The organism is Methanocalculus chunghsingensis, from assembly GCF_018132105.1.
In the GTDB taxonomy this organism is placed as follows: domain Archaea; phylum Halobacteriota; class Methanomicrobia; order Methanomicrobiales; family Methanocorpusculaceae; genus Methanocalculus; species Methanocalculus chunghsingensis.
Map to the genome: position 1 here is coordinate 23801 of NZ_JWHL01000007.1, position 11492 is coordinate 35292.

At 52.2% G+C, this 11492-nt stretch carries 16 protein-coding genes; 14 read left to right on the forward strand and 2 right to left on the reverse strand.

What is annotated here, in order from left to right:
* Position 1: 1 nt before the first annotated feature.
* Positions 2–994, reverse strand: a complete 993-nt coding sequence (gene ilvC / locus RJ53_RS05810; protein WP_211530676.1) for a ketol-acid reductoisomerase — start codon at positions 992–994, stop codon at positions 2–4.
* A gap of 122 nt (positions 995–1116) precedes the next feature.
* On the opposite strand from ilvC, the gene mptA reads away from it, so the two are divergent.
* From mptA to RJ53_RS05840, 6 genes are all read left to right on the forward strand, one after another.
* The gene (mptA, locus tag RJ53_RS05815; protein WP_211530677.1) at positions 1117–2052 is read left to right on the forward strand and encodes a GTP cyclohydrolase MptA; all 936 of its coding nucleotides are present in this window, start codon (positions 1117–1119) and stop codon (positions 2050–2052) included.
* Between the two features lie 404 nt (positions 2053–2456).
* Complete coding sequence (gene frhA / locus RJ53_RS05820) at positions 2457–3824, forward strand: coenzyme F420 hydrogenase subunit alpha (RefSeq protein WP_211530678.1); 1368 nt, start codon at positions 2457–2459, stop codon at positions 3822–3824.
* Positions 3825–3832: 8 nt separating this feature from the next.
* The gene (frhD, locus tag RJ53_RS05825; RefSeq protein ID WP_211530679.1) at positions 3833–4312 is read left to right on the forward strand and encodes a coenzyme F420-reducing hydrogenase, FrhD protein; all 480 of its coding nucleotides are present in this window, start codon (positions 3833–3835) and stop codon (positions 4310–4312) included.
* Between the two features lie 172 nt (positions 4313–4484).
* Entirely contained in the window at positions 4485–5249 is a 765-nt protein-coding gene (gene frhG, locus RJ53_RS05830; protein ID WP_211530739.1) for a coenzyme F420 hydrogenase subunit gamma, read from the forward strand.
* A gap of 13 nt (positions 5250–5262) precedes the next feature.
* The gene (gene frhB / locus RJ53_RS05835) at positions 5263–6129 is read left to right on the forward strand and encodes a coenzyme F420 hydrogenase subunit beta (protein ID WP_211530680.1); all 867 of its coding nucleotides are present in this window, start codon (positions 5263–5265) and stop codon (positions 6127–6129) included.
* Positions 6130–6222: 93 nt separating this feature from the next.
* Positions 6223–7002: a hypothetical protein gene (locus RJ53_RS05840; RefSeq protein ID WP_211530681.1), complete on the forward strand. Its 780-nt coding sequence runs from the start codon at positions 6223–6225 to the stop codon at positions 7000–7002.
* A gap of 34 nt (positions 7003–7036) precedes the next feature.
* Here RJ53_RS05840 and RJ53_RS05845 read toward each other — a convergent pair whose 3' ends face one another.
* Complete coding sequence (locus RJ53_RS05845) at positions 7037–7519, reverse strand: DUF2124 family protein (RefSeq protein WP_211530682.1); 483 nt, start codon at positions 7517–7519, stop codon at positions 7037–7039.
* Between the two features lie 146 nt (positions 7520–7665).
* Between RJ53_RS05845 and RJ53_RS05850 the strand changes: the two genes are divergently transcribed.
* The 8 genes from RJ53_RS05850 to RJ53_RS05885 are packed head-to-tail and all read left to right on the forward strand — an operon-like array spanning position 7666 to position 11492.
* Positions 7666–8124 carry a Na+/H+ antiporter subunit E gene (locus RJ53_RS05850; RefSeq protein ID WP_246496016.1) on the forward strand — a complete coding sequence of 153 codons (459 nt, stop codon included), beginning with the start codon at positions 7666–7668 and terminating at the stop codon, positions 8122–8124.
* Positions 8121–8384 (forward strand): monovalent cation/H+ antiporter complex subunit F, encoded by a 264-nt coding sequence (locus tag RJ53_RS05855; RefSeq protein ID WP_211530684.1) that lies wholly within the window; start codon positions 8121–8123, stop codon positions 8382–8384. Before RJ53_RS05850 ends, RJ53_RS05855 begins: the two co-directional genes overlap by 4 nt.
* Complete coding sequence (mnhG, locus tag RJ53_RS05860; RefSeq protein ID WP_211530685.1) at positions 8378–8686, forward strand: monovalent cation/H(+) antiporter subunit G; 309 nt, start codon at positions 8378–8380, stop codon at positions 8684–8686. The genes RJ53_RS05855 and mnhG overlap by 7 nt, the downstream gene beginning before the upstream one ends.
* Positions 8683–8928, forward strand: a complete 246-nt coding sequence (locus tag RJ53_RS05865; protein ID WP_211530686.1) for a hydrogenase subunit MbhD domain-containing protein — start codon at positions 8683–8685, stop codon at positions 8926–8928. Before mnhG ends, RJ53_RS05865 begins: the two co-directional genes overlap by 4 nt.
* On the forward strand, positions 8925–9200 hold the full coding sequence (mbhE, locus tag RJ53_RS05870) for a hydrogen gas-evolving membrane-bound hydrogenase subunit E (protein WP_211530687.1): 276 nt from the start codon (positions 8925–8927) through the stop codon (positions 9198–9200). Before RJ53_RS05865 ends, mbhE begins: the two co-directional genes overlap by 4 nt.
* On the forward strand, positions 9197–9628 hold the full coding sequence (locus tag RJ53_RS05875; protein WP_211530688.1) for an MnhB domain-containing protein: 432 nt from the start codon (positions 9197–9199) through the stop codon (positions 9626–9628). Before mbhE ends, RJ53_RS05875 begins: the two co-directional genes overlap by 4 nt.
* A complete protein-coding gene (locus RJ53_RS05880; RefSeq protein WP_211530689.1) occupies positions 9625–10002 on the forward strand; it encodes a cation:proton antiporter subunit C in 378 nt (125 codons plus the stop codon). Before RJ53_RS05875 ends, RJ53_RS05880 begins: the two co-directional genes overlap by 4 nt.
* On the forward strand, positions 9999–11492 hold the full coding sequence (locus tag RJ53_RS05885) for a monovalent cation/H+ antiporter subunit D family protein (protein WP_211530690.1): 1494 nt from the start codon (positions 9999–10001) through the stop codon (positions 11490–11492). Before RJ53_RS05880 ends, RJ53_RS05885 begins: the two co-directional genes overlap by 4 nt.

An 11492-nucleotide genomic window follows, 5' to 3' on the forward strand; every position in this document is an offset into this window, starting at 1 on the left:
TTTATAAGTTCTTAAATTGTGGCATATCCTTTCGGAGTTCTGCCCCGACAGCCTCAATTTCATGCTCTTCATCAGCACGCGTGAGCGCGTTAAAGACGGGGCGGTTAACCATATTCTCGAGGATCCACTCTTTTGCAAAGGTTCCGTTCTGGATCTCGGCAAGGATCTCCTCCATCGCCATCCTGCTCTCCGGTCCGATGACACGGGGACCCCGGGTCAGGTCGCCATACTGGGCGGTGTTGCTGATATAGCGCCGCATCTTCGTGAAGCCACCTTCGTAGATGAGATCAACGATGAGTTTCGTCTCATGGAGCACCTCAAGATATGCCATCTCAGGACTGTACCCTGCATCAACAAGGGTCTCAAATCCCTCCCTGATGAGCGAGGTGATGCCCCCGCAGAGGACTGCCTGTTCTCCGAAGAGGTCGGTCTCAGTCTCTTCACGGAACGTCGTCTCAAGTACCATCGCGCGGGTTGATCCGATCCCTTTTGCATATGCAAGGGCGAGATTCCGGGCGTCTCCTGAGATATCCTGATAGACTGCAATGAGGGCCGGAACACCCTTCCCCTCGGTATAGGTTCGTCTGACCATGAAGCCGGGCCCTTTTGGAGCGACCATGAAGACATTCACGCCCTCAGGCGCAACAATCTGACCGTAGTGAATGTTGAAACCATGGGAGAAGACAAGGGATGCTCCATCACGGAGAAACGGGCCGATTTCTGAGCGGAAAACCGGACCCTGCGTCTCATCAGGGAGAAGAATCTGGACAAGATCGGCCTTCTTGACAGCATCTGAAACCGAAAAGACCTCAAAGTTATCCTTTTCTGCCTCTTCCCAGCTCTTGCCGGGGCGGAGGCCGATGATGACATCAAGTCCGCTGTCGCGGAGGTTCAATGCCTGGCCGCGGCCCTGTGAGCCGTAGCCGATGACGGCGATCTTCTTCCCTTTGAGGTACGAAAGATCGGCGTCTGCGTCATAGTACTTCTGAACCATAGGTATTCCAGAGTATATGCGGCTCGAGCCTACATAAATATATTATACTCCGACTCATACCTGACTGTACTTTTATCATCCGAGTCTTCTCTCAAGAAGATACGACATAGAGGTCTTTTCGCATGGAACTGTCAGATATTCAGTCCACTATCCCCGATATCCGGATCAATCTGAGCCGGGTGGGCGTACGTAACGTAAGAAAACTCATTGAAGTTGCACGGGTTGGAAAACGGCCGGCAATCTTCATATCAAAGTTTGATATCTTCGTCGATCTCCCGGGTTCCCTCAAAGGTGCAAACCTGTCGAGGAACTTTGAGGTCATCGACGATGTTATGGATAAGGCAATCGGTGGAGAGGTAAAGGAGATCGAGGAGGTCTGCAGCACTGTTGCACGGAAACTCCTCGACCGGCATGAGTATGCCGAACGAACCGAGGTCAGGATGAAGAGCGAATTCATGGTGAAGAGGGAGACCCCTGTCACAGGAACCCAGTGCCATGAAGTCGTGACAGTCCATGCCAGGGCCATTGCCCAGCGAACAAGCAGGGAGCCGATCATCAGAAAAAGCATCGGTGCAGAGGTGACAGGTATGACCGCCTGCCCATGTGCCCAGAATATCATGAAGGATCATGCCATGGTCGTTCTTGAGAACCTGGGTGTTGATGCAGAGACGATGGAAAAGTTCTTCGAGGAAGTACCCATGGCGACCCATAACCAGCGTGGAAAGGGTTTCCTCTGCATTGAGACCGATGATGATCAGCATGTTCCTCTTGAAGATGTCATTGATGTACTCAAAGAGTCGATGAGCGGGAAGATCTACGAGCTCCTCAAACGGGGTGACGAGAGTTACGTTGTGATGGAAGCACATAAAAATCCGAGATTCGTCGAAGACTGTGTCAGGGAGATGGCAAAGAAGGTCGTATCAACGTTCGGCCACCTGCCAGGAGATGCCTACATCACGATAAAACAGACGAATGAAGAGAGTATTCATCAGCATGATGCCTATGCAGAGCGTCATGCAACCCTCGCTGAGCTGTATTCTGAGCTGAACGGTGATTGAAGAGCACCGTCATTCCTTCTGAGGTGCTGCATCATCGCAGCACCCCCTTTCGGGGATCGTGTTTCCTGATCAAAATCAGGTGAAAGATCCCCTCCAAATATTATAATTTTTAATATATAATTTAAAATTATCTTAAACGAGAGCGCACACCCCTTTTTTCACCCAATACGGGAAAGTATATGGATTAATGGCGAAAATAAGGTGTTTTTTAAAATTACATCTTTTTTATAACACCAAGTAATACATTTATACAAATAGTGGCGATCCAAGACTGATGAACATCAAAAACTATAATTAACGATATCGATCCAATTCTTCTCAGCGTACCTTGGTACGTGTCATAACCGCACAGGAATATATATCGTACAGCATTTCGACCACCACATTTGGATGAGGCGATAACATTGTCGAAAGTAGTAGAAGTTTCCCCAACCACAAGGCATGAAGGCCATTCCAAGCTCGTGTTGAAAGTCAATGATGACGGCATCATCGAGCGAGGGGACTGGCTCTCCATTACTCCTGTCAGGGGTATTGAAAAGCTTGCCATCGGCAAGACGATGGAGCAGGTCCCAAAGATTGCGTCCCGTGTCTGTGGAATATGTCCGATTGCCCACACCCTCGCTGCAACAGAAGCGATGGAGGCATCAATCGGTTGTGAGATCACAGAAGATGCATATCTTCTCAGACTGATTCTCCAGTGTGCAAACAGGCTTCACAGCCATGCACTGCATGACATCCTGGCATTACCTGATATGTATCTTCCAGGAACAGACACCAAGATCAACCCCTTCTCCCCAGAGGAGCCGGTCAGAAGCGTTGCAAAGCGTATTCAGACCCTCCGTATGGTCGGCCAGACGATCGGCGAGATCGTCGGTGGAGAAGCCGTACACCCATCAAACCCACGTGTCGGCGGTATGTATAAAAACATCACCCCGAGGGCAAGGGCAAAAGTCTATGACCTTGCCAAGATGGCACTCCCACTCGCCCGTGAGCAGATGGAGTTTATGATCGCAGTCTTCAGGAACTGGCAGAAGCGTGACTGGGCAGAAGTCGCAGGGAAAGAGATCCCAATTCCGGACAGATTCGGATACCATAACCAGGGATACATGGCAGCAGACCCGGTCTACGGCTGCACCTCCCTCGATGAGAACCCACGCTGGTTCCCTGAGCGCTGGACTGAAGTCCGGCCATGGGACTGGTACATGGGCGAAGAAGAGATCACCCTCGAAGATCCATCCTATCCGGTCGGCGGCACAACCAAGGCAGGCACCAAGGCATGGCCACAGATGGAGGCCTGCACCGGTGTCCCACTCTACGATGGACAGCCTGTTGAGGTCGGTCCACGTGCCCGTCTTGTTGAGTTCAAGAACTATGATGAGAGAGGTGCCATGGGCTTAAACATCGCCCGTGAGATGGAATACATGGATGCAGTCTACAAGATGATCGAGGCTGCCGACGCACTGAACTGTTCAGGTGCAGTCCTTCCGGACGTTATCCCACAGGGCGACGGCTCAATCGGATGGGCGGCAAATGAAGCCCCACGAGGCTGTGATGTGCACCTGGCAAAAGTCAGGAACGGCAAAGTCGAGTGGTTCTCAATGCTCGTCCCGACGACCTGGAACTTCCCGACCTGCAGCCGGGCCCTCGAAGGAGCCCCATGGCAGCTTGCTGAGATAATCGTCCGTGCCTATGACCCCTGTGTCTCCTGTGCAACCCACATGATCGTTGTCGATGAAGACAAGAGGCTCGTAGCAGAGAAGCTCTTCGAGTGAGTGCATTCATGGATGAGCTGTACCCCGAGATAGTCATCGCCGGCTGTGGCAACATGCTCTTTGGCGATGACGGCTTCGGTCCTGAGGTTGTGGAGCGATTGAAGGCATATGATCTGCCCGACAATGTAAAGGCAGTCGATGTTGGCCTTGGCGGCCCTCACTTCTGCTTTACGATGCTCGACAACGGAGTGACAAAGAAGCTGATAATCCTCGATATCGTTGACTTCGGCGCAGAGCCCGGAACGCTCACAAAGCTCCGGGTTGAGGACCTGCCCCCAGGTACCTACCGTGATGCCCATTCATGGGATCTCACGGAACCACTCACCCGCCTGAAAGATAAAGTTGATATCATGGTCATCGGGTGTCAGCCGAAGAATGTACCTTCCGCCGACTTTGAACTCAGTATCTCAAAGGAGGTCGAGGAAGCCATACCCCGGACGATTCAGGTTGTATTGAAGGAGATAGGGGTGAACAATGGGAATTCTTGAATCCCTTAAGACCCTGTTATTCGGTAAACACGACGTCAGTGAGGGGAAGAAGGATGAAAAGCCTGAACCTGCCGCACAGAAGACAGAACCTGTGCATGTGGCAGAGAAACCGGCTGACGTAATTGTCGAAAAGAAGGCGTCAATTATACAAGAACCTAAGGAGGAGAAGCCAGTGGCTGAGAAGATTACTGTAGGACACGTACACATGAGTGGATGCACCGGGTGTCTGGTGTCCTTTGCAGATAACTATGAAGGATTGTTAACAATTCTTGACAAATATGCGGACCTCGTCTATTGTCTCACATTAGCAGATGTCCGGCATATCCCAGAGATGGATGTCGCCCTCGTTGAGGGGTCGGTCTGTATCCAGGACCACCTCGCAGTCGAGGAGATCATCGAGACGAGAAAGAACGCGAAGATCGTCGTCGCACTCGGTGCCTGCGCCTGCTATGGCAACATCACCAGATTCTGCCGTGGCGGCCAGCAGAACCAGCCTCAGCATGAGTCGTACCTGCCGATCGGCGATCTCATCGATGTGGATGTCTATATCCCGGGATGTGCACCGACACCACAGCAGATCAGAAATGTCTGTGTTATGGCATACCTGCTGCTGAAAGGAAATGATGAACAGAAAGCGCTTGCAGGTGCATACCTGACCCCGCTCATGAACCTTGCAAAGGCAGGCACAGAAGCCTGTGGCTGTGACATCATGACCCAGGTCATCAACCAGGGTCTTTGCATGGGCTGTGGTTCATGTGCAGCAGCCTGCCCGGTCCGTGCAATCAGCATGGAGTATGGCAAGCCCCAGATCGAGCGCGACCTCTGTATCAAATGCGGTGCATGCTATGCCCAGTGCCCACGGAGCTTCTTCAGCTTCGATGTGGTCAACCAGTATGAGGCGATCATGGACGCGATAGATGGTGCTATGCAGCCCTGAGGAGGGAGAAGAAATGGTACTTGGAAACTACAAACAGGTCGTTGCAGCACGCAGCACAGACCCCGAGATCCTTCGTGGGTCACAGGACGGCGGTATCGTCACCCAGCTCTTTGCATACGCGCTTGATGCGGGTATCATCGACGGTGCGATCGTTGCCGGGCCAAGTGACGAACCTTTCAAGCCCGAGCCGATGGTCGCAACCACCCGTGAGGAGCTTATGGCATCCCGCGGCACCCGGTACTCGATCTCTCCGAACATGGAGTTGATCAAGGAAGTGACCCGAAGCTACGGACTTGACAAAGTTGGTATCGTCGGAACCCCATGCCAGATGCAGGCAATCAGAAAGGGCCAGCTCTATCCTGTCGGCCTTCGTGATGTCCCTGACAAGATCGCACTTGCAATCGGTATCTTCTGCATGGAGAACTTCCCCTACCAGGGTATCCTCCAGCTCGTTGAAGATCACGGCGCAACCAAGATCGACAACGTCAGGAAGCTTGACATTGGAAAGGGCAAGTTCTGGATCCACACCGAGCGCGGCGCAACCGTCGATCTCCCACTGAAGATCACCCACAAATACGAGCAGCCAGGCTGCCACGTCTGCCTCGACTATGTCGCAAACCTTGCCGACATCTCAACGGGATCGGTCGGAACGCCTGACGGCTGGTCAACGATCTTTGTGCGGTCCGCAAAGGGTGACGACATCTGGGCAAAGGCGATCGCAGCCGGTGCATTTGAGACAAAGCCGATCGAATCCGTAAAACCCGGAATCGACCTTGTCACAAAGCTTGCAACCGACAAGATCACAAAGAACCAGAAGTACCTTGAATCCCGTGCAACTGAGTACGGTGTTGGAAAGGCACTTCGGAACCCATACATCTAATCTTTTTTTTCAGCACCATTGCAGATACCCTCCGGGTCTGATCCCGGGAACAGACGAAAAGGGGTATAAACTTACTCCATCCACATATCAAGGATGGCAGATGATATAATCGAAGAAGAGCCTCTTCTCACCGGGGAACCATCCCTGGATATCCCACCTGCGCCTGACGTGAGCGAAGATGCAGATACAGAAGATTCTGCCGGGAACGGGGAGGCATCCGACGAGAGTAGACACCCAACGGTACCTGATGCCTTCATCCGCGATCTGAAAGTATTTGGAGAGACGATACGAAAGAACCCGGCGGTTGTTGATCAGATTCGCGATGTCCTTGAGTACCATCTCGTTGATCAGACTGACCGGCGGATGTTCGCACGGATCGTCAATGCCATGACGATGGTGCTTGGACACAGTTCGACGATGGTTGTTGCAACAGCCTGCCATATCAATGCCGCACCATTTTTTGAGGATATCCTCAAACATATCGGAGACGATGAGGATGAACGGGCAGCAGTCTCTGTCCTTCAGCACCTGACCGCCCTCTATGGAAACCGTGTGCAGGAGGCATATGCCCTCTCTGTCGGAACACTTGACGAGGACTGGTTCACCGCAGATATCAATACCTACCGGCGGGAGGGCGAGCATTACTGGATGATCGACCTCTTTCTCAGCCAGTATAACGGAAAGACCGCACATCTGAAGATGACCCCGGAGTCGCTCTTTCAATTGACGATGATCCTGGTAGGTGAGGCAAGAAAGCTCCCGGCGGATGCTATCGATCCCAACCTCATCGCACGGTACGCTGATGAGATTGCCGCCTTTGAAAGTCGTTTTTCAGTCAAAAGAGATGAGTGTGCACCACCCGGATATGCCTGATGAGGGGAAACCCCCTCACCATTTCCGACAATATCTATACATTTTTTGTAATCGTTACCGGATTGATGGTGGCATCGATGAGAAGCTCAAAGTCTATCTGATCGAGCCATCCCGACTTCTCAAACATGCTCATGAAACAGACACCTCCAGCAGGTACGTCATGCCGGGATATGACAGCGGCCGCCTCTTCTGCAGTCACCGGAACACCAGGCATGGCAAGACCCCCCATCATGATGATGATTGCGGGATCGACCTCTGTCTTCTCTCCAACCTGCATACCAATGCCGGACACAGGGTGAAGACTGTGGGCTTCGGCCTCATTGAGGAGCGGGACAAAGACATTTTTCAGGCCAAGATCCCGCGTGGCATATGAAAGTAGTTCAACAAATGGCGTACATGTTCCAGAACACCCATAATAGACGATCTGAGAGCCTTCTGGAAGCTGTTTTCCCGCAAGATACTCCTTAAAGGGACGGAGCATCCCCGGAACTCCGGTCAATGTGGAAACTGTACTCATGGTAATCTCCGGATGATACTCTGGAGACACAGATTTATAAATGAAACCCTCCAATTTAGAAACAAAGAGATAGCGGAGGGTTCATAATAGCAACAGATACGGGAAGACCATCACGAACCGGACAGGCACTGACATTCGTGATACTGATGATCTTCTGGCTCATCCTCTCAGGATACCTCGATCTCTTCCATATCACAGCAGGAATCATCTGTTGTGGGATCGTGACGCTCATCTCAGGAGATCTCTTCTTCAGATCCGACGTTCACCTCATCAGATCTGCCGGGAGATTTCTTCGATTCCTTCTGTATATCCCCCGGCTGATGGTTGCCATCCTCTATGCCAATATCGATGTTGCATACCGGATCCTCCATCCTGCGATGCCGATCGACCCGGGGTTCATCACGGTCGATACACCATTTACAGGTGATGTACTCAGAACTGCATTCGCCAATTCAATGACCCTCACACCGGGAACAGTCACCATAGACGTCACCGGGGGGACATTTCTGGTACATGCCATCGTCAGGGATGTATCAGAGAGAGATCTGCTGGAGGAACGCAATATTCAGAAGAATCTGGCGAGGATATTCGGTGAAAGGTCATGATCGACATCTTCCATGCAAGCGCAATCATCCTGATCCTGACAATCTTCCTCTGCCTCTATCGTGTCATTGCAGGACCAGGGGTGGAGAACCGGCTGATCGCGGTCAATACCGTCGGAACAAAGACGATCATCCTCCTTGTGATCATCGGATTCATCTACGACCGCCCGTTATTCATTGATATCTCGATCATCTATGCGATGATTAACTTCATTGCAGCACTTGCTATCGCAAAATATCTCAGGAGGGGATGTATATGTTAAACACGGTAGCCCTCATCTTCATCTTCATCGGCCTCTTCTTCATGGTCGTTGGTGCCGTGGGCCTGATCAGACTCCCTGACTTCTATACCCGTGCCCATGCAAGCGGTAAGTGCGATACCCTCGGAGAAGGGATGATGCTGATTGGATTTATTCTCTACGAGGGAATGACGCTGATCGCAGTGAAACTGCTGCTCCTGGCAATCTTCATCTTCATCTCTTCACCAACGGCGGTGCATGCCCTCGTCAACGCCGCACATGCACGCGGGATCAGGCCATGGACAAAAGGGGAGGAGCGGCGATGATCTGGGAGCTTGATTTTGCCCTTCTCCTCTTCATGATCTGCTGCGCCATTGCGGCGATCACCGTCCGGGATCTCCTCCATGCAACCATCATCCTCGCTGCATACTCGCTGATCATGACTGTCCTCTGGGCAGAGATGAATGCTGTTGACGTTGCATTCACCGAAGCAGCCGTCGGAGCCGGAATCACGACTGTACTCTTTATCGCGGCAATATCACGAACCAGAAGGAGTTCATCAGATTGAGGACCAAGGCCTTAGTTGCAGTCATCTTCATCGGCATCATCCTCTTCTGGGCAGTTGAGGATATGCCGGCATTTGGAGACCCTGACTCCCCTGCAACCAGGTATACCGGGGAGATGTTCATCCAGGAGGCGCAGAAGGATACCGGAATTGCAAACATCGTCACTGCGATTCTCGTCAGTTATCGTGGATTTGATACACTTGGAGAGGTCATAGTCATCTTCACAGCCGGCATCTCTGTTGCCCTCCTGCTCCGTCGTGGAGGCAGATTATGAGGGAGAATGTCGTTATCAGGACGGTGAGCCGTCTTGCGGTTCCGTTCATCCAGCTCTTCGGCCTCTATGTCATCGCCCATGGGGCATCGGGACCGGGTGGGGGGTTTCAGGGAGGAGTGGCCTTTGCCGCGGCCTTCATCCTGATGATCATCGCCTTTGGGATCGCGGATGTCAGAAAGAGGATCAATAACAGGGGGATCATGATCTTCTCGATCTTCGGAATTGCCCTCTATGCTGCCGTCGGGCTTCTCTCCATCCTCTATGCAGGCAACTTCCTCCAGCTGAATGTGATCGAGGCGGCACTCGGGATACCCCACCTTCATGGAATTTTGATCGATATTGCAGAAGCAGGTATCGGAATCACCGTCATGGCGATCATGATCTCGATCATTTATGATATGGCAGATACAGGAGGTGAGTCGGCGTGATCGAAGTCATCTTTGATCTCTTCACTTCACATTACAACTACTGGATGGCTATTATCCTGATGCTCATCGGACTCTATGCGTTAATAGCAAAACAGAACCTGGTCAAGAAGATCATCGGGCTGAATATCTTCCAGACGGCAATATTCCTCTTTTATATCTCTTTTGCAGAGGTTACCGGAGGAACCGCGCCAGTCTACCTGCCGGAGGGGGCCGAGGCACTCTATGTCAATCCACTCCCCCATGTCCTGATCCTGACCGCCATCGTCGTCGGCGTAAGTATCACCGCCGTTGCCCTCTCGCTTATCGTACGAATCTATGAAGAATATGGTGTCATGGATGAAGATGAGCTGATGAAGGTGGTGAGGGAGCGATGAGCATCATGGAACAACTCCCGGTTCTTCTGATCATCGGCCCGATCATCGCCGCACTCATCATCCTGGCAGCCGGATGGCATGACCGCCGGCTCTGTTATCCGGTTATGCTCCTCTCGATCACCGGCCAGTTCATCGCATCACTCGTTCTGCTCCTGCAGGTGATACAGGACGGAACCATCCGGTACTATCTTGGGGGCTGGGCTCCGCCGCTTGGTATTGAGCTTGTCATCGACAGCTTCAGCGGCTTTATTCTCTCCACCATCATGCTCCTCGCCCTGCTTGCGATCGTCTATGCACGAAGAAGTGTGGAGGCAGAGGTTCCGGCAGAGAAAATTGTATCATTCTACGTGCTGGTCCAGCTCCTCATCATCGGCCTCGTCGGGATGACGATCACCGGGGATGTCTTTAACCTTTATGTCTTCCTTGAGATCTCCTCAATTGCGACATATACCCTGATCGCAGGGACACGAAGCCCGCGATCATATGTCGCTGGCTTCAACTATCTCATCATGGGATCGATCGCGGCAGGATTCATCCTGCTCGGCATTGGCTATCTCTATGTCGCGACCGGAACGCTGAATATGGCAGAGATTGCGATGCTCCTTCCTGCATCCTATGAACTCTCAACGGTCCATGCGGCATTTCTCTTCCTGATGATCGGGTTCTCCATCAAGGCAGCCTTCTTCCCGCTCCATCTCTGGCTCCCTGATGCATATACCGAATCACCATCCGCAGTAACGGTGATCATCTCAACCGTGATGGCGAAGGTGAGTGTCTATGCGATGATCCGGATCCTCTTTACGATCTTCACAACAGCCTACATCATCGAGAGTTTCCCGGTAACTGAGTTCATCCTCCTGATCGCAACGATTGCAATCGTTGCCGGGGCCATCCTCGCAATTGCACAGAATGATCTCAAACGGATGCTCGCATACTCAAGCATCAGCCAGATCGGCTACATCATGTTCGCCGTCGGTGTCGCCAACCAGATCGCACTCGAAGGAGGTCTCCTTCATATCCTCGGCCATGCGATGATGAAGGGATGCCTCTTCATGGTCGCCGGACTGATCATCTATCGGATGGGGACATCGAATATGCTCGAGTTGCGGGGGGTTGCAGGGACGATGCCGATATCATGTGCGGCATTTGCCCTTGCAGGTGCCTCGATGATCGGGATTCCACCGACGATCGGCTTCATGAGCAAATACTACCTTGTCCTCGGTGCATTTGAAGCAGGCTACTGGCTCTATGCAGCAGTCCTGTTAATCGGGAGCCTGCTTGCTGCCGGGTATATCTGGCGGTTCATCGAGATCGCGTACTTTGGGGATCATCATCACAAGGGAGACCAGACAACAACACCTGAAGGGCCGATCTCGATGATCGCCCCGATGGTCTGTCTTGCACTCCTCTGTCTCATCCTCGGCATCTTTGTGGAGATGCCGATGGAGATCATCGGCCCTGCTGCAATGATCCTCCTTGGAGGTATCTGA